The sequence below is a fragment of the Acetobacter ghanensis genome (assembly GCF_001499675.1).
Classification (GTDB): domain Bacteria; phylum Pseudomonadota; class Alphaproteobacteria; order Acetobacterales; family Acetobacteraceae; genus Acetobacter; species Acetobacter ghanensis.
This window is the reverse complement of record NZ_LN609303.1, coordinates 77,421-97,717: the sequence shown is the minus strand read 5'-3', so window position 1 is coordinate 97,717 and position 20,297 is coordinate 77,421. Positions and strand designations below refer to the sequence as shown.

Genomic DNA, 20,297 nt, shown 5'->3' with positions numbered 1-20,297 from the left:
TGATTCTTGAGTTGCGCTGAGAGTTGACCTGGGTTGGTATGGGGGCCTCGCAAGGCATGGGTGGCGCTCGCCAGAAAGCTGGCTGTCGTGCTTCACCATATGTTGAAACACGGCACAACCTTTATTCACCACCATGCGGCACGTGCACGTGCCGCATGACAAGGAGATAGCAACACAGGCTTCGGGCGGATGAGCCATCAACCCACTTGAGCGAAGTCCCGTCGCCTGGACGATGGACAAGTCAGGCCGCAATAGCCCAAGCAGTGCTTTGCAACTGCGTGTCACTAGTGGATTGATCGGAACGAATGAGTCCGGTTGAAGGATTCCCCTGCGATCTCCGGCATACCAGAATGCGGCATGCGAACAGGTATCCAGATTGAGGTCACGACGGGGGACAGAAAGCGGCTTGAGGCGATTGTTGCGGCGCGAGGCTCACCGCAGAAGCACGTGTGGCGGGCGCGGATCATTCTGCTGACCGAGCAGGGCGAAGGCACCCAGGCCATCATGACGGCAACCGGCAAGTCCAAGACCTGCGTTTGGCGCTGGCAGGAGCGGTTCATGGCAGAGGGCGTGGATGGTTTGTTGCGCGACAAGACCCGGCCTCCTGGCATCGCGCCTTTGGATACCACGCTGATCGACAAGGTCGTGGCGCTGACGCTGGAGCCGCCCGCTCAAGAGGCGACGCATTGGACGGTGCGCGCGATGGCCAAGGCTGTCGGCATTGCCGCATCAACGGTGGTGAAGATCTGGCACGATCACGGCCTGGCGCCGCACCGGTGGCGCAGCTTCAAGCTGTCCAACGACAAGGCTTTTGCTGAAAAGCTGCACGATGTCGTCGGGCTCTATGTCTCGCCGCCCGCCCATGCCATCGTGCTGTCGGTCGACGAAAAAAGCCAGATCCAGGCGCTTGATCGCACGCAACCGGGGCTGCCGCTCAAGCGCGGGCGCGGGGCGACCATGACCCATGATTACAAGCGCAACGGGACAACCACGCTGTTCGCCGCGCTCAATGTGCTGGACGGATCGGTGATCGGCCGGAACATGCAGCGGCACCGGCATGAATTGCCCCGGGTTTTGTGGAGACGTTTTTTATCTGATTTAAGCGGCTAATGCATGTGATTTCTGTTGTGCATAAAAGCGTGCCTCAGCTTCTGCCGGCGGGATGTTTCCAATGGAGGACAGGAGCCGCCGATTATTGAACCAGTCGACCCATTTAAGTGTTGCCAGTTCAACAGTTTCCCTGTTTTTCCATGGCCCCTGCCGATAGATGAGTTCGGTTTTGTAGAGCCCGTTAATGGTCTCTGCCAAGGCGTTATCATAGGAATCCCCAACACTGCCGACAGAAGCAACGAGCCCCGCTTCAGCCAGTCTTTGCGTGTAGCGAATGGACACATATTGACAGCCGCGGACGCCCTTCTGTTTGTCAAGTAGCAAAACGTGTGGCGTTGATGTCCCGGTGTCGGCGTATGATGATCCCGTAGACCTCACGGGCGATATAGCGCTTGAGGATACGGATAACCTCAAGTTTGGAATGTCCTTCTGCCACACGTCTGGCAACATAGGCGCGTGTTTTTTCATCTGTTCGCAGGCGTCCAATCGCGATGATATGCAGGGCGCTGTTAGCCGCCCGATCACCACCTCGGTTCAGACGATGACGAATTGTTTTTCCAGAGGACGCCGGAACAGGCGTGACCCCACAAAGGGCAGCGAAGCTGGCCTCTGATTTCAGGCGGTCAGGATTGTCGCCCGCCGTCAGAAGAAGTTGCGCTGCTCCATTATAGCCTATGGAATTTCTGGCAATGAGGTCAGGTGTTGATTTTCACTGAGAACTGATGGTGTGGACGGCTCGCAGCGGTCCTGAGAGGATACTGAAGAGCTGAGTGTCCAGTGGAGGAAACCATCATGTCCCAGTTGATCCGTATTGGCATGGATACGTCGAAAAAAGTGTTCCAGCTTCATGGCGTGGATGCCGATGAGCGGGTTGTTCTGAGCCGGAAACTGAGCCGACATCAGATGATCCGGTTTTTCGCGAACCTTCCGCCCACAGTAATTGGCATTGAAGCCTGTGGAGCGTCCCATCACTGGGCCAGAACCCTTGGTGCACTTGGCCACGAGGTGCGGCTGATGGCGCCACAGCTTGTCAAACCCTACGTCAGACGCAGCAAGAATGATGCGGCAGATGCCGAGGCCCTCTGTGAGGCGATGAGCCGGCCGACCATGCGTTTTGTACCTGTCAAAACCGTTGGGCAGCAGGCAGCCCTCATGCTTGTCGGCATGCGGGAGCGGCTCATTGGCAGGCGGACCCAGCTGGCCAATTCCATTCGGGGCTATGCCGCAGAATTTGGAGTGACCGCCCCTGTGGGTCTCTCCCGTGTGGCCCCGTTCCTTCAGCAGATTGCGTCTGAAGAAACGCTGCCACCTCTAGCACGTGATCTGTTTGCGCAGATGGCAGAAGAGTATGAAGGTCTGATGGAACAGATCAGGGATCTCGATAAAAATCTGGCCACATGGCATCGAAGTCAGGAGGTGAGCCGCAGGTTGTCCGGAATTCCGGGCATCGGTCCTCTGGCTGCTGCTCTTCTGCTCATGAAGGCGCCGGATCCGCATCTGTTCCGCTCAGGGCGGGATTTCGCGGCGTGGATAGGCCTCACTCCTCGTGATCATTCCTCAGGTGGCAAGGTCAGGCATGGCGGGATCACCAGGGCTGGAGACAGCCGCCTGAGAAGCACGCTGGTGGTTGGCGCGACCACCGTGCTCCGGCATGTCAGGCAGAACGGACAGAGCCGTCTCGCCACGCCGTGGCTTCTCAGTCTTCTGAGCAGAAAGAAGCCGAAACCCGCTGCTGTGGCTCTGGCCAACAGGATGGCACGCATTGCATGGAAGCTGATGACCAGCGGCGAAACATATCGCAAACCGATGGATGCTGTTGCGCTGGCAGCGGCAGCCGCCTGCTGACGAGATTGGCCAACACGATGCACGGAAAAAGAACGTGATCGTGTGAGCCGATACCGCAGTCCTGCAAAGAGGAGATGGGGAGATCGTTCGATCTGAATGGAAGACACTCCGCAAGAGCCCGTGGTTTTCAAAAACCGCAGAACTGAATGGAACTTCCATCGCAGAAACCATCTTGGCCAGCAGTCTGAACACTGCAAAAACAGGCCGGACATATGGGTGCAAACGACACGGTCACACCGCTATTTTCCCCCTTGCAAGACAGAGCCGTCCACATATGGGTTCCTCCGCACTTTTCGTGATGATGTTTTTTGATTATGCGGGCTGAAGGACACGCGCCCTGAGGAGTTCGAAGCCTGCTCTTCCGAACATGGTTCGCTTGATCATTTTCAGTCGGCTGATCTGTCCTTCAACCGGGCTGGTTGTCCAAGGTGTGACAAGAGACGCTTCAATGGCAGCCGCATCCCGTTCAAGCGCGGGAATCAGACGTGACAGCAGCGTCGTCTTTCCTTCTTCCAGCAGAGCCTTCAGATCGCCTCCCGTGCAGGTGTCACCCCTTTTACAGAGCAGGGTCTGCATTTTCCTGAGCCAGCAGAGTGTGACGGCAAGGTGCGGTTCAGCTTCCAGAAGGGCAGGAACCAGCAGTCCCTCCTGTCCGGCAGATAACGGATCCTCTGCGAGGAGAAGCCGCGCAAGTCTGCGTCCCCGAGGTGCAACGACATGCGCGGAAGGAACGGGTTTCGCGGAACATCCCTGTCGCGTCGCCACCCATTTCCAGACGGTGCCATATTGTCCTGCAAAGCCCTGCTCCAGGAGTTCCCGCCATAGCTGACGACTATTGCGACATCCTTCGGACCATCTCTTTTCCAGGTAGGCTGTGTAAGGCACGAGTATGCTGCGTGACGGAACCGTTCTTTTCCATGGTGGTGCATGGCCCCGCTGAAACCAGCGCCGCACGGTTTTTCTCTCTACCCCGATCGTTGTGGCGATAGCCTGAATGCTGTGTCCCGCTGCTTTCAGGGCAAGAGCTTCCTTGAAAAGAATGTCACGCCGTTCCCCAGAGGCTGACCTGACGACCGCCTGCGCCTCTTCTGGATGCGCTCTGATTGTTTCAGATATTTTGCTTACGACCGTTGATACGTTCATCTGTCGTGTCAGGGTCCTGACAGTCGTCGTAAAACGGTCCAGAATGCTGACAAAAGCGTCTGACAGGTTCTTCAGCAGATGCCAGCGGTCTGTCACCTGAAGAGCGGATGGTGCGCCTCTGCGGCATCCGTCTGCATAAGTACCGGCACGGTCTCTGGCAATGATTTCAATACCGGGGTGGACCTGCAGCCATTGGGTCAGGGTCTCAGCCCGCCGATCTGGCAGGAGGTCAATGACATCGTTTTTCTCAAGATCGACCACAATCGTTCCATAGTGATGTCCCCGCCGCCATGCCCAGTCATCCACCCCCACCACACGTGTAAGGGCCGTGCCTTTTGTGGTGTTCTGCACACGTGAGAGAAGACGGCGGACAAGAGTATCCGCGCTGATGGGGCAACACAGGCGCACGGTCATTCGTGCTCCAGCGGAACCGCCCAGGGTGTGGGCGATATAATAATGAAGATCGGCAAGACGTGTGGTCTGTCTGCCATGACGCACGGTTATCCCCTCAAGGGGCATGACAAACGTCCGACGTGGACAAAGCATCGTCTGGCAGAAAAAGCGCGGCACAGAAACGATCAGCGTGGCTGGACGGCCCTGCCATGGAAGATCCGCGAGTTTTCTCTGATAGAAACTGTGAATGCGTTGTGTCGGGCACTGACAGTCCGGACACACTGCACTCCGTTTTCGCAGACCGACTTCGATCTCCACTCTGTTATCCAGTGCAACAACACGACGAACGACGAGGGAACGGGGAAGATCAAGAGACCGAAGGCGTGACACTGGGGAATATCCATGAAAGTGAACGACTTTCTGGATTTCCCAGTTCCGGAACCTCAGTACAAGATACCCATCACGAAAAGTGCGGAAGAACCCAAACCGTCGTGCAAGGGGCTATTGGCGGGCAGATGCGCCAACAAATCAGCCTCGCTGAGCGCCGCGCAGAAGGCAAAGGACGGCGCTAGAATATGACCCATAAGATAAGTATGAGCGGCAACCTTAGACTTGGCAAGTAGGCGCTCGTCAGCTTCTGCCATCACCAGAGGTTCACCGGGGCGGCATAGAACGACCGGAGTGGCGCGAAAGCATTCGTGAGGATCGTCCATGTGAATGTCCGGTTTTAGCAATTGCCCTACACATAGCCGACCTTCCGTCCCCCCCCCATGCCGGTCTTCAAGAAATACGGTATGAGATGAAAAATACCTTTCTCACTCAGCACCGTGAGCTACTACACTGGGTGTAAGATACTCAGGATAGTAGCAAGCACGAGGCGCCGTTTATGCAGGTTGAAGTTGTTGTCCACGGCCGAAAAGATCGGGTTTTAGCTACTCTGTTCGAGCGGTGTGACCGGACTACCCGACACCGTCTGGACGAGGCAGGTTCAGCAGCCGACACACTGCCGGAAATTCTTGCTGCTGCCCGCCTCTCCCCAGGACTGGAACTGCGCTTGTCTGGTATCTCCCTCTCAGGAAATAAGACCGACGATCTGGTAATTGCTCATGACGTGCCGTTCGCTGCCCGTGCCCGTGCACTGGCCGCAGAGCGGATCGGTGTGGCTCCAGATGATCCCTCACTGGCTATCGTGCTGCATCTCAGTTCAGTTCCGTATTTTCTGGCGCGTTACAGGCAAGCACACAGGGACACTATCGTACAGTCTGACGCGTCCCCTCCCCTGCCCTCTCCTGCGGGTCAGACGCCCGGCGTCATTATCCGATGGTTTGACGCCTCTCTTGGAAGGGCCGTCCCGCAACGCGATGGCTCTCTTGAAACCGCGCGTGATAGTGCCTCAGCTTACGCTTTGCAGGCCAAGGCAGATAATACACGCAAAGCCTATCGCGCTGGTGTCCGGGCATGGTGTTCCTGGGCGGATCGTCATGCCCTTCCCTGCCTCCCTGCGCGTTCGGCCGACATTGCCGCATTCCTGGCAGACGAAAGAGGTAGGGGTCTTGCGCCCTCAACATTGGAGTTGCGACGGGCCGCTATTACCTATCTTCACCGTCTGGCAGGTTGCAGCGTGCCCACGGCAGATGCCGCTATTGGCGAAACCATGACTGGCATCAGGCGCGCCGCCGCAAGGGATGGCTTTACACCGCGCCGCAAAGCCGCCGCAACGCTGGACGTGCTGGCAACAATCATCAATGCGATAGACCTGAGCAAGTTATCCGGGATACGGGACCGGGCTTTACTCCTCATGGGGTTTTATGGCGCTTTCCGGCGTTCGGAGCTGGCCAGCATCGAGATCCGCCACGTGGCTTTGGTCAGTAAGGGCCTGCTTGTCACCCTTCCCCAGTCCAAGGGAGATAGACAGGGTAAAGGCGTTGAAATCGCCCTCCCCTACACCAAAGATCAGTATTGCCCGGTAAAGGCATACGAGGCCTGGTTGGTCGTGTCAGGCATACAGGACGGAGCTGTTTTCCGCCGCATCCGCAAAGAGGGCACGGCAGCCGTTGAAGGCGACATTCGCGCAGTCGGGCTGCAGCCTCTGGCAGATCGCTCTATCGCCCGGATCATCCAGGCACGTGCCAGCGCTGCCGGGCTGGATGGAAAGGCCTTCGGCGGGCATAGCCTGAAACGGGGAGCGTTGACGACAGGAATGGATGCTGGTGCGCACCCCGTTAAACTCAAGCGCCTGGCCCGACATGCGACATACGCTGCTCTGGGGGACTACCTTGAATTGGGCGATCCGTTTGATGGGCATGCACTACATCGGGGCACACCACCTCTAACCTCACTGTCAAACTAACGGCACCGAGTAACAAGCGAATGCCAGCGTCGATGTCATGTGGCCGATTCGGGTTGATTGGACTTTCCTCACGGGCTGTCAGCCCATATTTTTTATTCACAGGTTCCCGCAAATCGACACACCAAAGGAAAAATTATCTACTGGACTCTTCTAACGGCGAATTCTGGACCACTCTCACGAGAATCGGCGTTATCCACAGGACTCTTCTCACTAAGCAAATAGATAAAAACAAAATAAAAAACAAATAGTTGTGTGAGGAAAGTCCAACGCAGACGTGAGGAAAGTCCAACCATCACACAAACCACCGTGAGAAAAGTCCAAGTTGACGCCAGACTACATGCTGGCTCACCATTAGCCATGGCTGAAATCCATCAGATGCTCCTACAGTATGGCGTGGAAGAAACGCGGCGCATTCTTGCTTCAAGTAAGAATGATAGGAACTGTGTGGACGCAGCACACGCGATCCTGACCGACGAGACACAAGACATCGGAATCGCGCATGCAGGTTTTGCGATGGCAGCTTTGCCGCATAAAAAAACTGCGTCCCCCGTCTGGGAAAAAGACGGCGGCCCCGTTAAATTGCTCGTAGAAAGCGGTCTAGATTCTAATAAAACTCCCATTGGAGTACCATATGGATCGGTTGCGCGCCTAATACTGCTCTATCTACAGACACAGGCAGTTAAACACAAAAGTAGAGAAATAGAGTTAGGCGCTTCAATGAATGCCTGGCTCGCTGCAATGAATTTATCTGTAGGTGGGAAAACATATCAACTGGTCCGTGAACAAAGTAGACGTATTAGCCGGTGCAGACTTACGTTTTTTCGAACAGAAGGCGGGGCACAGTTTGTAAGTAACGGCGCTTTTGTTCGAGACGCCATATTTCCTATCGACGACTCAAAAACAAATCAGAAGTCTCTGTGGCTTGACGTTGTGCGGCTTGACGAATCTTTTTATCAATCTCTGATTGATCATCCGTTACCACTGCGGGAAATTGCTATTAAACAAATTTCTACACGGTCACTAGCAATAGACTTGTATATCTGGCTAGCATATAGACTGCATATTCTTACGCAGCCATTACACATATCCTGGGCAGCTCTAAAAAGCCAATTCGGACCAGAATACAAAGAACTGAGATTCTTTAGGCGTGACATTATGCCGTCGTTAAATTTGGCATTATCGGTGTATCCAGAAGCAATCGTTCGAATTGACGAAAAAACAGGCATCACTCTCCATCCGTCACCTTCCCCAGTTCAACCACGGCTCTATCCGGTTTCAGCAACGCCGCGACTTTCCACACGGGATTGAGTGGCGTGAGTAAAGTCCAGAATTTTCCCTGTTGAGTGTTGATGTTGAGTGTTGACTGTTGATTGCTTGGTGTATAGCTTTGGACCAGACTCACGGGTTGGAGCATCATCATGCACGTATTCAAAGAATATAGAGATCGGCTGTCCCTCTCTCAATCACAGCTAAAAGATCTCCTAAACGAACGCTTAAACCGGAATTATGACAGGCATACCATTTCCCGGTGGGAAAATGGAAAACAACCTATCCCGGCTGACGTAGCAAACGAACTGGAGGCACTAGTAAACAGAGCTCCTCGCGAAACTACAGTAATCTCGTTTGCTAACCAAAAAGGTGGTGTCGGCAAAACTACCAGCGCTTTAAATATTGCTTTTGCACTCACACGTTTGAATTTTCGTGTTCTTCTAATTGATGCAGATCCCCAAGCGAGCGCAACATCAGCTCTAGTCGGATCAGATATTGTATCCTTGTATCGAAACAAGAAAACTTTAGACGCAGCTCTCCTTAAGGACGAGCCAGTAACCAACATAATCCTACCAAAAGATTACGAATTAACAGATGAGCGGTCGCTACCATTTTCCTTAATATGTAGCCATATTGATCTAGCTGAAGTGGATGTCCGTCGTGAGCCTGGTACCGAAGGCCTGCTCCGTGAGGCGATTGCGAAAATCAAGGCGGATTATGACTATATCATAATTGACAGTCCTCCTCATCTTGGCTTTCTAACGTGGATGGCTCTTACTGCAGCCCACCTAGTCTACATCCCAGTAAGAACCGAGCCTTACGATGTAATGGGCGTAAATCTAATCTTGGATACGATTGCCAAAGTTAATCGCCGTTCGAACCCAAGACTGCGCGTCGGCGGTGTGATTCCAACACAATTTTCAGCTACCCAGTATGTCGATGTTGGTATCGTAAATCATTTGATTTCGGCTCTAGCTGGGAGAGCTGAAATCCTTGAGCCTGTTCCAAACAGTACCGCATACAGTAATGCCGCGTGGGAATCAAAAATACCGGCAGAAGTTGCCCCCCGTAACCCAGCTGTGCAGCCTTATATTCGCCTAGCTGAAGCCATTTCCACAAAGAGACAGCCCATTATTGCGGCACAAATTATCGAACAGCTTGGTAACGTAGGAGAAGGTAATGGCTAAATTTAAACCCAGATCGTCGCCTTTTCTTGACAGGCAGGCTGCGGCGACAAAAACTTTAGCAACACCGTTCCTGCGCGACAGTCAGTTTAAACATACTTTTGAAGCTACAGTAGCGGATATCCAGCCAGATCCGCAGCAGTCGCGAAAGATATTTGACGACGACGAAATTGTCGAACTTGCTCGATCGATAGACTCACGCGGCCTGCTTCAACCAATACTTGTTCGTCAGGATGATAGCCGGCCGAATGGTTGGATAATTGTGGCAGGCGAGCGACGCTGGCGTGCAGTTTCGACGCTCGGCTGGGAGTATATTCCAGCAATAGAATATGATGGAGACTATGTTAGCGCCAATTTAGTGGAAAATCTGTTGCGTGAAGATCTGTCTCCGGTAGAGGAGGCGCGAGGCGTTCAAAAGCTAATTTCCCACAATGGATGGTCACAAAGTGAAGCGGGGCGACAACTATGCATTCCCCAGTCTCGGGTAAATAAGCTCATTCATATACTTGATCTTCCACACGATTTCCTAGCGAAGGCTGCTGAAAAAAAATACCACTCAACACGTTGGTCGCGATTTCTCGTGAAACCCAACCTCTGGTTCGGGATGAGATGATGGCTAAAGCACTTGAGGGTGGCCTAACTGTTCTCGGCGCGCATGCGGCAAGGACAGAAAAAAAGACACGCAATCAAGTGAGCGATGAGGATAAATTTTCGAAAAGCTACGTTAATACAGCTCAGAAATTTATAAAGAATATCAACATTCTAAAGGAAAGGTCGCGCCCCCTGACTGACGAAGAAATTAAACTACTCCATCAGAGCATGGACGCGATTAATGATATTCTAGCAAAGGTGGGGAAGTAGTTTTCCCATCTATTTATGTCACGTGACATAGCTCAGATATCGAGGTCTATGTCACGTGACATAGTATCGGGCTAGTTACCTATGTCACGTGGCATAGGTAACTAGCCCGATGGCTTAACAATAAAATATCCCCAAAAAATAAAACCCCGACCAGCCCTGAGCGTCCCGCGCAAAGGGTGGGTCGGTCTGTCTGACGCCAGCCCGATCCCGGCGCAGGCGCCGCCTTTGCCCGCGCCACCCAGGCCCGGTTCCGGAGGCAGCATGCAGAAGAAAATCTGACGCAACACAGCGCTCAGTCCCCTTCCCTGCCGTTGTCCATCCTCCCCGAACGCCGCCTCGTCCCGGACGCAGGCGGCGTTCGGCGTTTGTCCGGAGCCTTTCATGTCCCTGTTCGATGATCAGCTCAGCCTGTTCTCTTCCTCTTCCCTCAGCGGTGCCGCAGACCTGTTCTGGGGTGAGCTTGAAGGCGAAGACAGCCCCCTCCCCTCCCCCATCGCAGAAACCCCGCTGGTCATCCCCCAGACCGATTTCCGGCTCAAGGAAACCCGTGGCCTTGCCAACAGCTGGAAAGACCGCGCGCGGGACAATATTGCGGCCATTAAGCTCCTGGGAACGCTCGAAGCCGAAGACCGTAATGCAACCCCCGACGAGCAGGCTGTGCTGAGCCGGTTTATTGGCTTTGGGGCGGGTGAATTGGCCAACGCTCTCTTTCCCCGTGCCGGTGAGCCTTACCGCGCAGGATGGGACAGCATCGGCCATGCTCTGGAGGCGGCCTGCAGTGAGACGGACCATGCCGCCCTCGCCCGCTCCACCCAGTATGCCCATTACACGCCGGAATATATCGTCACCGCCGTCTGGGACATGCTCATGAAGCGTGGCTTCCAAGGCGGGTCCGTTCTGGAACCCGGCTGTGGTGTTGGCCAGTTCATCGCCCTCAGGCCCGAGCGTCTCGAAGGCCTGATCGCCTTTACCGGCATTGAAGTCGATGGAATTGCCGCACGGATTGCCCGCAAGCTGTTCCCCAAACAGTGGATCAGGAACGAAGACTTCACGAAGGCAACGCTGGCAACCACCTATGATCTGGCGATTGGCAATCCGCCCTTCTCCAACCGTCTGGTCAACGCGGTGGATCATCGTGAGCTGCGAGGGTTCAGTCTTCATGACTGGTTTATCGCCCGCTCAGTTGGTGCCCTGCGTCCGGGCGGCTTCGCAGCGTTCGTCACGTCACGTCATACGCTGGATAAAACCGACCCGAAGGCACGTCAGCATATCGCCGAAGAGGCTGACCTGCTGGGGGCGGTGCGTCTGCCCGCAGGAGCAATGCGTGCGGATGCCGGCACCGAGGTCGTGCTCGATCTGCTTGTGTTCCGCAAACGCATGATCGGTGAGATGCCCGGCGATCAGACCTGGCTGGAAACAGCTCCCGTACCCGACAGTGATGAAGGGTGCGGCCCGCTGCGGATCAACCGCTATTTCCTAGACAATTCCGCTCAGGTTCTGGGGCGGCATGGTTGGGCAAGCAGCCAGTTCGGTCTGGATTACTGCTGCCTGCCGGTGGCGGGCATGGACCTTCAGACTGCTCTACCGGAAGCGCTGGCCTACATCGCCCCCGAGACCCGGTTTCTGCTGCCCGTAGAGCAGCGCATTACGCGGCCAGAACTGGATGGCCTGCGCGTTGGCACCGCGGCGTCAGGCGCTGACCTGAAGGAAGGCAGCTACTATCTGCACAACCGCATCCTGCATCAGATCATAGGTGGCACAGGTCAGGAGGTGCCCATCCGCAAGGGGGACCAGAAAGAAGGCCTCTTCCAGAAACACGCACGCATCATTGAAGCCCTGATCCCGGTGCGGGATGCAGCCAAAGCCGTGTTGCGCGCCCAGATGGACAACCAGCCGTTCGGGCGGCACCAGCATCGCCTCCGGCAGACCTGGCAGAGCTTTACGCGTCAGTTCGGGCCGATCAATCTGACCAACACGACCGTCAGGGTGAACCCGACCACGGGCGAAGAAACCGAAAGCCGCCGCCGGCCCAACCTCCAGCCGTTCTATGATGATCCCGATGTCTGGCTGGTCTCTTCCATTGAAGAGTATGACGAGGCCACCCAGACAGCCCGGCCTGGGCCGCTGTTTACCGAGCGTGTCATCCATGCGCCGGTCGAGCCCGAAATCCACTCCGCTCATGACGCGCTGGCGGTCTGCCTGCATGACGTGGCGCGTGTCGATCTGCCCCTGATCGCCGAGCTGACGGGTTGCACCGTAGAGGCAGCCCTGAACGAGCTGGGTGAGGCCGTCTATCTCGATCCCGAGGCCTCGTGCCCGGGGTGCGATGTGTGGGTGGCGGCGGACGAGCTGCTCTCAGGGGCCGTGCGCACCAAACTTGCGGCAGCCCGTGACGCAGCACAGAACGATCCGCGTTTTGCCCGCACGGCGGCAGCGCTGGAACGGGCCCAGCCCGAGGATCTGAGGCCATCCGACATTACGGCCCGCCTGGGTGCGCCCTGGTTGCCAGTGAGCGACATCATGGCCTTCACCCGCGAGGTGTTGGGGGTTGAGGCTGTCATCCACCATACCGCCGAGGTGGCCTGCTGGAGTGTCGAGAAACGTGCTTTTCTGGGGCGGGCCGAAGCGACGTCAGTCTGGGGAACGGTACGCCGCCACGCTGGTGAACTGCTCGAAGACGCGCTCACACAGGCCTCTCCAAAAATCTGGGACACGATCAGGGATTCAAACGGCAACGACAGCCGGGTGCTGAACACGCAGGAAACCGAAGCAGCGAAGGAAAAGCTGGCCGCTATCCGTCAGGCGTTCCAGAACTGGGTCTGGCAGGATGCCGAGCGGGCTGACCGGCTGGTGCGGCTGTATAACGATACCTACAACAATCTGGTGCCACGCACCTTCAACGGCGATCATCTGCGTCTGCCCGGTGCAAGCACTGTCATCACCCTGCGCGAACATCAGAAGCGGGTGATCTGGCGGATCATTGCCGCGGGTAGCACCTACATCGCTCATGCCGTGGGGTCGGGCAAAACTTTCTCCATGTGTGCCGCCGTCATGGAGCAGAAGCGACTGGGGCTGATCAGCAAGGCAATGATCGTTGTGCCCGGGCATTGTCTGGCCCAGATGGCCCGTGAGTTTCTCATGCTCTATCCGACTGCCAAAATCCTTGTCGCCGATGAGACGAATTTCGCGAAGGCCAAACGCCAGCGGTTTCTGGCCCGCGCGGCCACGGGGAACTGGGATGCGATCATCATCACCCATGACCCGTTTTTCAGGCCCGCAAGCTCCGGCGTTCAGGCCGGAGATAGGGCCGTTCCGGCGTTTCAGTCAGGTGTTCTTTGCTGTTCGATATACTGCCGGATGATAGAAAGCGGCGCGCCACCACAGGACGCTGCAAAATAACTGGGCGACCAGAGAACTCCGCGCCAATAGCGGCTCGTCAGCGTTGGATGCATCTGCCGCAACCTGCGGCTAGAGACCCCTTTGAGGCTGTTCACGAGAACCGACAAAGCCACCTTAGGCGGATAGTGCACAAGAAGATGCACGTGATCATCCTCCCCGTCGAATTCTACCAGATGGGTTTCGAAGTCTGTGCAAACTTTTTCGAAGACAATTTGCATATCCTTCAGGATCGCGGCGGTGAAGACACGGCGGCGATATTTTGTTACGAAGACCAAATGGGCATGAAGCGCAAAAACACAGTGTCTTCCACGCCTATAATCGTTGTCATCAGCCATAGACTGATGTTATCTTTTAGAGATGATCCAGCGCAAGGCCAACATCTACCGGCTCTACCCGGATGCGGAGCAGAGGCTTGCGCTGGCCCGGATCGCCGGAGCATGTCGCGCGGTCTACAATCTCGCGCTGGAACAGAGGCGGGATTGGTGGCAGCGCCATAAGGATAGAACCGGCAAATCAATTTCGTTTGCCGGTCAATGTCGTGAACTCACCGATCTGCGCCGCGATGTGGACTGGTTGCGCGAAGCGCCGATCCACCCGCTACAACAGGCCCTGCGTGATCTCGACCGCGCCTATCAGAGCTTCTTCTCCGGGCGGTCTGGCTATCCATCGCCCCGTCGAAAGGGCCAGCACGACAGTTTCCGTTTTCCCGATCCGGCCTCGCTGCGTGTAGAGCGGACCGGAAAGAAGACCGGGCGCATCAAGCTCCCCAAACTCGGATGGGTTGCTTTCCGGGGCTGGTATGCTCTGCCCGGTATGATCCGCAACATCACCCTGTCCCGGCGGGCCGGGCAGTGGTTCGCGTCTGTCCAGTGGGAGCGCGAAGTAGAAGGGCCCGTCCCGTCTGGCTTGCCAGCAGTCGGGATCGACATGGGCGTGGCCGTGTTCGCCGCCATGAGTGATGGCGAGACCGTCGCGCCGGGGAACTTCGGCAAAAAGACCCTGCGTGCGCTTCGCAAGGCACAACGGGCCGTCTCCCGCAAAAAGAAGGGCAGCGCCAACAGGCGCAAAGCCGTGCGGCGGGTGCAGACCCTGCACGACCGCGTAGCCAATGCTCGCAAGGATTTCCTCCACAAACTCAGTACGACCATCGCCAAGAACCACGGCACGGTCGTTGTGGAGGCATTGCAGGTGCGGAACATGTCCGTATCCGCCAAAGGCACGGCAGAACAGCCGGGCCGCAATGTCCGGCAGAAGGCCGGGCTCAACCGCAGCATCCTCGATCAGGGCTGGCGAATGTTCCGCACCCTGCTGGAATACAAGCTGGAAGAACGTGGCGGCAGGCTCATTGAGGTGCCAGCCGCCTACACTAGCCAGACCTGTTCGGGCTGCGGGCGTGTGGACCCGGCCAGTAGAGCCAGTCAGGCACGTTTCGTCTGCACTACCTGCGGACACACTGAAAACGCGGACATCAACGCCGCAAAGAACATCCTACGGCGGGCGGACTGCCCGTTGAAGCCTGTGGAGGGACACCGCATCAGGCGGCCCGTTGAAGCAGGAAGCATCAGGAGGGCAGCTTAATGCACGCCTACACTGGAACCATCGGCCTTCAGGCCGGTGAGCAGGTCAGCAGTATGGAGTTTTTTATGTGCGCTGAAACCGTGGATCCTGGTGTGTCCAAAACTGCTGAACGACCGGACCAAACGCCCGCAGCTCGACAGCCGCGCCTGCAAACTACGCTAGCCGCTCTGTTGGCAGAGCATCTGAACCGCCGTGCAGCCCAGACTTTGCAGGATCGTGCTCCAGACGAGTAGGCTTATCTGCGCACTGGAATCTTCTTGCCCGACAAGCGGTATGCTAATCGACGTGTTCAACCACTTAGAGGGATTTTCCCGTGTCGATTATGCCCAAACTGGCCGTTGTCCTGCTTTCCACCGGCCTGCTCGTGTCGGCCGCACAGGCCCAGACGATGTCGCCTGCCGAACTGGATCGGCTTTCAGCCCAACGGCAGGCCGAAATCGGTTCACGCGACTGGGGCGCGCCTGTGGCAGCAGCTCCCGAAGCGCCGCCCGTACCCCTGAAGGATCCCGCCACCTGCATGTCGCCCCGGACTGAGTTCGAAACCCTCTATGCCGGGCCGAGCAAACATGCGAAAAAAATCGGTGTCGCGTTGCCCCAGCTGGCCGTAACGACGACCACATCGGGCGAGTGGACGCGGATCATCCGAGGGCAGGGCCGTTACGCCTGGATCCCGACAGCGGACGTTCTGCCATGGCATTCGACAACCGCCACCGCAGGCACACGCTGCACTGTCGCAGGCATCCGCCCGTCAGACGGTGTTGTCGTGTTTTCTTATCCGGGAGCGTGATCTGCGCCAGGAGAACATAAGCCAGCAGAGCAGATTGATGATGACTCTTAGGGCTGCTACGCTTATTGTTGTTTCATGAAGACTGACACCCGACAGGCAGTTCTTGAGGCAATCAAGAAACAGACCAATGCCAATATCAAAAGCAAAGCCACCGCCCGTGCGGCTCTGCAGCGTATGGGTATTGTCGATCGCAAGGGCAATATTACCAAGGAATATACACGGGATCCCCGATCCGATGGTATGATGCGGGCGTGACGCATTGACTGCTCTGCATACGTCTTTTGTTCTCGGGTATCATGGATGTTCCGAAAAGGTGGGCCGTAGTCTCATCTTGCGGCAGCAACAGCCGATCAAGTCGGAAACAGCTTATGACTGGCTGGGGCCGGGGTTTTATCTCTGGGAGTCAGACCCACAACGGGCTTATGAATGGGCGGAACAGAAGAAAAAGCGTGACCCGACCTTCAAGCCTTTCGTTGTTGGTGTCGTGCTCGATCTTGGCAACTGTCTTGATTTAACGAACCGCGAGGATCTCGCTCTCCTTCAAGTAGCCTATGACGGTTTGAAGGCGACTCTTGATGTCCAAGGCACTCCCCTTCCTGAAAATCGTGACGCCAGTTTCGATTCCAACAACGACAAATTGTTCCGCAATCTGGATTGCGCCGTTATCCGCTATCTGCACGCCTCGTTAGACACAGGCTCTCCGCTACCCGCCGCTTACGACACGGTTAGAGGTCTTTTTCAGGAAGGCGCGCCACTATACCCGGGTAGCGGGTTTCGATCCAAAACACACACACAGATAGCAGTTTGCAATCTGGATTGTATCAAGGGTTTCTTTATCCCGCCGCTATAGGCCAAAAGTTCTGGTACAGACTGCGCCTGAAGGTTGAAAACTGGCTGGAGGCACGACCTCGTGCCAGAGCGCGACAAGTCTGACGCTCCAGCGCGACGACGATGTCGCCTGCCGAACTGGATCGGCTTTCAGCCCAACGGCAGGCCGAAATCGGTTCACGCGACTGGGGGGCGCCTGTGGCAGCAGCTCCCGAAGCGCCGCCCTTACCCCTGAAGGATCCCGCCACCTGCATGTCGCCCCGGACTGAGTTCGAAACCCTCTATGCCGGGCCGAGCAAACACGCGAAAAAAATCGGTGTCGCGTTGCCCCAGCTGGCCGTAACGACGACAACATCGGGCGAGTGGACGCGGATCATCCGAGGGCAGGGCCGTTACGCCTGGATCCCGACGGCGGACGTTCTGCCATGGCATTCGACAACCGTCACCGCAGGCACACGCTGCACTGTCGCAGGCATCCGCCCCTCAGATGGCATGGTGGTGTTCTCTTATCAGCAGTGAGCAACGCATCTGCAATAACACTTGAACATGCCCTAGAGGGCATATATGGTGAGGTTTATGGCGTGGCTGGTCGAACACACAAACGAGTTCGAACTCTGGTTTGACTCACTGTCCAGCAGCGAGCAGGAGGACGTTTATGCGTCCGGCCTTCTTCTGGAGCAACGCGGTCCCAACCTTAGACACCCTATGTCGTCTGGCATAAAGGGCTCGCGACACAGTCACATGCGTGAATTAAGGGTTCAGAGCGGAGGAAAGCCACTTCGTATCTTTTATGCCTTTGATCCACGTCGCGCTGCGATATTGCTTATCGGCGGCGACAAGACTGGTCACGACCGCTTTTACGTCAATCTGGTGCCGGTGGCGGACGACTTGTACGACATGCACCTACAGGAACTGGAACAGGAGAAGCGACATGGCAAACCGTAAGTCACTGGCGTCTCTGGCGGAAAAGCTGTCCCCAGAGGCCCGCGAAAGAGCCGTCCTGAAGGCACGCGCCATGTCGGACGCCATGGATCTGGCAGAACTGCGGCGTGCTCAAGTGATGTCGCAGAAGCAGATCGCAGCACTCCTTGGGATAAATCAGGCATCTGTTGCAAAAATGGAAAAGCGTACCGACATGTATATCAGCACGCTCCGCAGCTACATTGAAGCGATGGGCGGAGAACTGCAGATTGTCGCGAAATTTCCAGCACATGCCGTTCCAATCAGAAGCTTCTCTGCGATTGCTACGGAGCCGGATACATATTCTGCCTGACTCGGCTTTCAGGTCCGCAGGCCCCGGCGTTCAGGCCGGAGATAGGGCCGTTCCAATTTGTTCTGGAAACTTTGGTCCGGTACATATACAATATGGCATATACAAGGAGACGCCTCCATGACAATGCCATCCCCTTCTACATCCCGCCCAAGGGAAGTCCGGTTATTCCGTAACAACCGCAGTCAGGCGGTACGAATTCCTGTTGAGTTTGAGCTGCCAGGAGACCGGGCACTGATCCGGCGTGAAGGCAACCGGCTTATTATCGAGCCGACCGAACGACCGACAACGATGGCCGGGCTTCTGGCTCTATGGAAATCCGAAGAACCACTGGGACCAGATGACCAGTTCCCTGCTATCGAAGATCAGACTGCCAGTCCGGAGGATATCCTTTGAGCGGATACCTTCTGGATACGAACATCATCAGTGATCTGATTCGTAATCCTGCCGGACTTGCCTCGTGTCGCATTGCAAAAGAAAACCCGAAGACGCTCTTCACCAGCGTAATTGTCGCAGCTGAACTACGTTATGGCTGCGCAAAGAAAGGGTCTGCGAGACTGCTGGAACGGGTCGAGAGCGTTCTGAGCATTATCCCGGTCCTGGCGCTGGATGTACCTGCTGATGGCGAATATGGAGGCATCCGGGCCGAGCTGGAAGCGGCAGGGCAACCAATCGGCCTGAACGATCTACTGATTGCTGCCCACGCCTATACCCTCAACCTCACTTTGGTCACGGATAACACCCGTGAGTTCTGTCGCATCAGGGGGCTGAAGGTTGAAAACTGGCTGGAAGCACGGCCTCGCGCCAGAGCGCGACAAGTCTGAGGCTCCAGCGCGACGCAGTGCTCCCTAACGGGGCCAGAGATTGCTTCCCCGTGCGATGAACGTTCCGAACCGCCCGATGCCTCCGGTTCGGAGCATCCAGTTCGAGAAGCTGAGTCTGATAAACTCGGCCAGCAGCACCAGCAGGATAACCCCGAATTGCAGACTGGTGACACTGACCAGCCTTGTCCCCTGGTGAACACACGACCAGATCCACACGCACAGAGTGCCCACAAACAGGAGCAGGCAGAACCGCCCGTTGCGCCGTGTGGACACCAGCGCCCTGATAGTCGCCGGGTCCATAACGGGAGCAAGAGCCGTGTCGATGGCTGACGCTTCGATGAAGGCTTTCCGGTCGCGCAGATACTGTCGCGACAGGTTAAAGGTGCGCACGGCCCTCACGAATGGCAGGTAAAGCGGAAAGATCAGCCACTTCCCCACTCTTAGAATGGGGCGTGTGGATCTCCTCACCGTCCCAGTTCCCGTATCAGTTGTTCAACATCCCGTGGCAATCCCTCAGTCACATGCGAGGCACCCGTCTTGTCGCGCCAGATGAATGTCGGTGTCCCGCGAACACCGATGGCATTGGCGACGGCCATATTCTGCTGCAAATGAAGAGCGGCCTCGTCTGTGCGGGGCATGTCGTCTGCGACGTGATGCAGGTCGACGATCTTCTGCCATGTCGCCTGCATCTCGTATGGCACTGCTGACAACAGCGCTGTGGCGGCCGGGGTGCTGGCATTGCCGTTTTCGTGATCATTGATCGCGATCGGCAGCAGAGCCAGCTGGATCTGGCCACGTGCGACAAAAGGTTCCAGCGTATTGAGTGCGCGGATTGACCAGGGGCAGAGCGGGTCGATCACCATAGTCAGGCGCGGTAGCCCGTCCCGTCCTTCCAGCCCGATATTGGCCTGAGCGACGTGCTTCACCTGCTCGGGAGATAATATTCTCCCATCGACCGATGTACCGTTCTGCCCGGCCGCCGTTTTTGCCGCGGTGATGGTCACGGTAGGGATCGCTCCCTTGATCGGGGCAATGGTATCACGCGTGACGTTGTGCCCGTCCTGCTCCCACAGGACACCGCCAATCAGCGCCTGCCCATCCGGGGTCAGGTAGAAGACCCGGAAGATGTCGCCATTGACGGCATACACACCCTGAAGGCCATGATTCATGACGTGGTTACCGATCTCATAGACTTTCGCACCTGTACTGGTGATGCGTCGGAGTGCAGGGCTTGCTGCAATTTCTTCGGCCGGGATGAGCCGTGGCGTAGGCACGGTCGGCGTGGGGCGCAGGACAGGGCCAGCGTCAGGGGTGCCTGATGGGACAGGCAACGGGGGTGTCACTTCCACAGGGGGCAGGGTTGGGCATTGCTGCGCCTGCGCCAGTGTTGAAAGGACCACAAGGGTTGTAGCCGCCAGAAGAGCGTTTCGGGAATGTCGCATTGGGGTCTCCTTCT

The 20,297-nt window shown here is 56.5% G+C and carries 22 protein-coding genes and 4 pseudogenes; 19 read left to right on the top strand and 7 right to left on the bottom strand.

Going from position 1 to position 20,297, the window contains the following annotated elements; all coding sequences use genetic code 11:
* Positions 1–42: 42 nt before the first annotated feature.
* Together AGA_RS14495 and AGA_RS12880 are read left to right on the top strand one after the other, a co-directional pair.
* A pseudogene (locus AGA_RS14495) lies at positions 43–159 on the top strand (IS110 family transposase); the annotation flags it as partial.
* 198 nt (positions 160–357) lie between these two features.
* Complete coding sequence (locus tag AGA_RS12880) at positions 358–1,110, top strand: IS630 family transposase (RefSeq protein WP_264812030.1); 753 nt, start codon at positions 358–360, stop codon at positions 1,108–1,110.
* On the opposite strand, the pseudogene AGA_RS12875 reads toward AGA_RS12880, so the two are convergent.
* Together AGA_RS12875 and AGA_RS13560 are read right to left on the bottom strand one after the other, a co-directional pair.
* Positions 1,099–1,407 (bottom strand): annotated as a pseudogene (locus AGA_RS12875) (integrase core domain-containing protein); the annotation flags it as partial. The gene AGA_RS12880 and the pseudogene AGA_RS12875 overlap by 12 nt on opposite strands.
* A 16-nt stretch (positions 1,408–1,423) precedes the next feature.
* A pseudogene (locus AGA_RS13560) lies at positions 1,424–1,810 on the bottom strand (transposase); the annotation flags it as partial.
* A gap of 92 nt (positions 1,811–1,902) precedes the next feature.
* On the opposite strand from AGA_RS13560, the gene AGA_RS12870 reads away from it, so the two are divergent.
* Positions 1,903–2,955, top strand: coding sequence for an IS110 family RNA-guided transposase (locus AGA_RS12870; protein ID WP_059025018.1), 1,053 nt, complete (start codon positions 1,903–1,905; stop codon positions 2,953–2,955).
* Positions 2,956–3,267: 312 nt separating this feature from the next.
* Here the strand turns inward: AGA_RS12870 and AGA_RS12865 are convergent, their stop codons facing one another.
* Together AGA_RS12865 and AGA_RS12855 are read right to left on the bottom strand one after the other, a co-directional pair.
* Entirely contained in the window at positions 3,268–4,881 is a 1,614-nt protein-coding gene (locus tag AGA_RS12865) for an ISL3 family transposase (RefSeq protein ID WP_083503717.1), read from the bottom strand.
* A 53-nt stretch (positions 4,882–4,934) separates the two neighbouring features.
* Complete coding sequence (locus AGA_RS12855; protein ID WP_059024958.1) at positions 4,935–5,204, bottom strand: hypothetical protein; 270 nt, start codon at positions 5,202–5,204, stop codon at positions 4,935–4,937.
* A gap of 173 nt (positions 5,205–5,377) precedes the next feature.
* On the opposite strand from AGA_RS12855, the gene AGA_RS12850 reads away from it, so the two are divergent.
* The 6 genes and pseudogenes from AGA_RS12850 to AGA_RS12820 form a co-directional block, all read left to right on the top strand.
* Positions 5,378–6,841 (top strand): site-specific integrase, encoded by a 1,464-nt coding sequence (locus AGA_RS12850; protein WP_059024957.1) that lies wholly within the window; start codon positions 5,378–5,380, stop codon positions 6,839–6,841.
* 357 nt (positions 6,842–7,198) lie between these two features.
* Positions 7,199–8,149 carry a replication protein RepA gene (locus AGA_RS13555; protein WP_083503716.1) on the top strand — a complete coding sequence of 317 codons (951 nt, stop codon included), beginning with the start codon at positions 7,199–7,201 and terminating at the stop codon, positions 8,147–8,149.
* A 110-nt stretch (positions 8,150–8,259) separates the two neighbouring features.
* On the top strand, positions 8,260–9,297 hold the full coding sequence (locus tag AGA_RS12840; RefSeq protein WP_059024955.1) for an AAA family ATPase: 1,038 nt from the start codon (positions 8,260–8,262) through the stop codon (positions 9,295–9,297).
* Positions 9,290–9,907, top strand: a complete 618-nt coding sequence (locus AGA_RS12835) for a ParB/RepB/Spo0J family partition protein (RefSeq protein ID WP_059024954.1) — start codon at positions 9,290–9,292, stop codon at positions 9,905–9,907. Before AGA_RS12840 ends, AGA_RS12835 begins: the two co-directional genes overlap by 8 nt.
* Positions 9,904–10,155: a hypothetical protein gene (locus AGA_RS12830; protein ID WP_157065402.1), complete on the top strand. Its 252-nt coding sequence runs from the start codon at positions 9,904–9,906 to the stop codon at positions 10,153–10,155. Before AGA_RS12835 ends, AGA_RS12830 begins: the two co-directional genes overlap by 4 nt.
* Before the next feature lie 381 nt (positions 10,156–10,536).
* Positions 10,537–13,449: pseudogene (locus AGA_RS12820) on the top strand (DEAD/DEAH box helicase family protein); the annotation flags it as partial.
* Between the two features lie 26 nt (positions 13,450–13,475).
* On the opposite strand, the gene tnpA reads toward AGA_RS12820, so the two are convergent.
* On the bottom strand, positions 13,476–13,889 hold the full coding sequence (gene tnpA, locus AGA_RS13550) for an IS200/IS605 family transposase (protein WP_083503715.1): 414 nt from the start codon (positions 13,887–13,889) through the stop codon (positions 13,476–13,478).
* 22 nt (positions 13,890–13,911) lie between these two features.
* Here tnpA and AGA_RS12815 point away from each other — a divergent pair, with 22 nt between their 5' ends.
* From AGA_RS12815 to AGA_RS12770, 10 genes are all read left to right on the top strand, one after another.
* Complete coding sequence (locus AGA_RS12815) at positions 13,912–15,132, top strand: RNA-guided endonuclease InsQ/TnpB family protein (protein WP_059024950.1); 1,221 nt, start codon at positions 13,912–13,914, stop codon at positions 15,130–15,132.
* Entirely contained in the window at positions 15,132–15,365 is a 234-nt protein-coding gene (locus AGA_RS12810; protein ID WP_059024949.1) for a hypothetical protein, read from the top strand. Before AGA_RS12815 ends, AGA_RS12810 begins: the two co-directional genes overlap by 1 nt.
* A gap of 80 nt (positions 15,366–15,445) precedes the next feature.
* The gene (locus tag AGA_RS12805; protein WP_157065401.1) at positions 15,446–15,919 is read left to right on the top strand and encodes an SH3 domain-containing protein; all 474 of its coding nucleotides are present in this window, start codon (positions 15,446–15,448) and stop codon (positions 15,917–15,919) included.
* 75 nt (positions 15,920–15,994) lie between these two features.
* Entirely contained in the window at positions 15,995–16,174 is a 180-nt protein-coding gene (locus AGA_RS12800; protein WP_059024947.1) for a hypothetical protein, read from the top strand.
* Positions 16,175–16,232: 58 nt separating this feature from the next.
* On the top strand, positions 16,233–16,769 hold the full coding sequence (locus AGA_RS12795) for a hypothetical protein (RefSeq protein WP_264811982.1): 537 nt from the start codon (positions 16,233–16,235) through the stop codon (positions 16,767–16,769).
* Positions 16,770–16,870: 101 nt separating this feature from the next.
* Positions 16,871–17,266 (top strand): SH3 domain-containing protein, encoded by a 396-nt coding sequence (locus tag AGA_RS12790; protein WP_059024945.1) that lies wholly within the window; start codon positions 16,871–16,873, stop codon positions 17,264–17,266.
* 57 nt (positions 17,267–17,323) lie between these two features.
* On the top strand, positions 17,324–17,692 hold the full coding sequence (locus AGA_RS12785; RefSeq protein ID WP_059025017.1) for a type II toxin-antitoxin system RelE/ParE family toxin: 369 nt from the start codon (positions 17,324–17,326) through the stop codon (positions 17,690–17,692).
* Complete coding sequence (locus AGA_RS12780) at positions 17,679–18,020, top strand: XRE family transcriptional regulator (RefSeq protein ID WP_059024944.1); 342 nt, start codon at positions 17,679–17,681, stop codon at positions 18,018–18,020. The genes AGA_RS12785 and AGA_RS12780 overlap by 14 nt, the downstream gene beginning before the upstream one ends.
* A gap of 117 nt (positions 18,021–18,137) precedes the next feature.
* The gene (locus tag AGA_RS12775; RefSeq protein WP_059024943.1) at positions 18,138–18,413 is read left to right on the top strand and encodes an AbrB/MazE/SpoVT family DNA-binding domain-containing protein; all 276 of its coding nucleotides are present in this window, start codon (positions 18,138–18,140) and stop codon (positions 18,411–18,413) included.
* On the top strand, positions 18,410–18,841 hold the full coding sequence (locus AGA_RS12770) for a type II toxin-antitoxin system VapC family toxin (RefSeq protein WP_059024942.1): 432 nt from the start codon (positions 18,410–18,412) through the stop codon (positions 18,839–18,841). The genes AGA_RS12775 and AGA_RS12770 overlap by 4 nt, the downstream gene beginning before the upstream one ends.
* A 24-nt stretch (positions 18,842–18,865) precedes the next feature.
* On the opposite strand, the gene AGA_RS12765 is transcribed toward AGA_RS12770, so the two are convergent.
* Together AGA_RS12765 and AGA_RS12760 are read right to left on the bottom strand one after the other, a co-directional pair.
* On the bottom strand, positions 18,866–19,309 hold the full coding sequence (locus AGA_RS12765) for a hypothetical protein (protein WP_157065400.1): 444 nt from the start codon (positions 19,307–19,309) through the stop codon (positions 18,866–18,868).
* Positions 19,306–20,283: a hypothetical protein gene (locus tag AGA_RS12760; RefSeq protein WP_059024940.1), complete on the bottom strand. Its 978-nt coding sequence runs from the start codon at positions 20,281–20,283 to the stop codon at positions 19,306–19,308. The genes AGA_RS12765 and AGA_RS12760 overlap by 4 nt, the downstream gene beginning before the upstream one ends.
* Positions 20,284–20,297: the final 14 nt, after the last annotated feature.

Excerpts from the sequence above, each read along its gene's own strand:
- AGA_RS12880 (WP_264812030.1), top strand. The coding sequence starts at position 358 with ATGCGAACAGGTATCCAGATTGAGGTCACGACGGGGGACAGAAAGCGG.
- AGA_RS12870 (WP_059025018.1), top strand. The coding sequence starts at position 1,903 with ATGTCCCAGTTGATCCGTATTGGCATGGATACGTCGAAAAAAGTGTTC.
- AGA_RS12855 (WP_059024958.1), bottom strand. The coding sequence starts at position 5,204 with ATGGACGATCCTCACGAATGCTTTCGCGCCACTCCGGTCGTTCTATGC.
- AGA_RS12850 (WP_059024957.1), top strand. The coding sequence starts at position 5,378 with ATGCAGGTTGAAGTTGTTGTCCACGGCCGAAAAGATCGGGTTTTAGCT.
- AGA_RS13555 (WP_083503716.1), top strand. The coding sequence starts at position 7,199 with ATGGCTGAAATCCATCAGATGCTCCTACAGTATGGCGTGGAAGAAACG.
- AGA_RS12840 (WP_059024955.1), top strand. The coding sequence starts at position 8,260 with ATGCACGTATTCAAAGAATATAGAGATCGGCTGTCCCTCTCTCAATCA.
- AGA_RS12835 (WP_059024954.1), top strand. The coding sequence starts at position 9,290 with ATGGCTAAATTTAAACCCAGATCGTCGCCTTTTCTTGACAGGCAGGCT.
- AGA_RS12830 (WP_157065402.1), top strand. The coding sequence starts at position 9,904 with ATGATGGCTAAAGCACTTGAGGGTGGCCTAACTGTTCTCGGCGCGCAT.
- tnpA (WP_083503715.1), bottom strand. The coding sequence starts at position 13,889 with ATGGCTGATGACAACGATTATAGGCGTGGAAGACACTGTGTTTTTGCG.
- AGA_RS12815 (WP_059024950.1), top strand. The coding sequence starts at position 13,912 with ATGATCCAGCGCAAGGCCAACATCTACCGGCTCTACCCGGATGCGGAG.
- AGA_RS12810 (WP_059024949.1), top strand. The coding sequence starts at position 15,132 with ATGCACGCCTACACTGGAACCATCGGCCTTCAGGCCGGTGAGCAGGTC.
- AGA_RS12800 (WP_059024947.1), top strand. The coding sequence starts at position 15,995 with ATGAAGACTGACACCCGACAGGCAGTTCTTGAGGCAATCAAGAAACAG.
- AGA_RS12790 (WP_059024945.1), top strand. The coding sequence starts at position 16,871 with ATGTCGCCTGCCGAACTGGATCGGCTTTCAGCCCAACGGCAGGCCGAA.
- AGA_RS12785 (WP_059025017.1), top strand. The coding sequence starts at position 17,324 with ATGGCGTGGCTGGTCGAACACACAAACGAGTTCGAACTCTGGTTTGAC.
- AGA_RS12780 (WP_059024944.1), top strand. The coding sequence starts at position 17,679 with ATGGCAAACCGTAAGTCACTGGCGTCTCTGGCGGAAAAGCTGTCCCCA.
- AGA_RS12775 (WP_059024943.1), top strand. The coding sequence starts at position 18,138 with ATGACAATGCCATCCCCTTCTACATCCCGCCCAAGGGAAGTCCGGTTA.
- AGA_RS12760 (WP_059024940.1), bottom strand. The coding sequence starts at position 20,283 with ATGCGACATTCCCGAAACGCTCTTCTGGCGGCTACAACCCTTGTGGTC.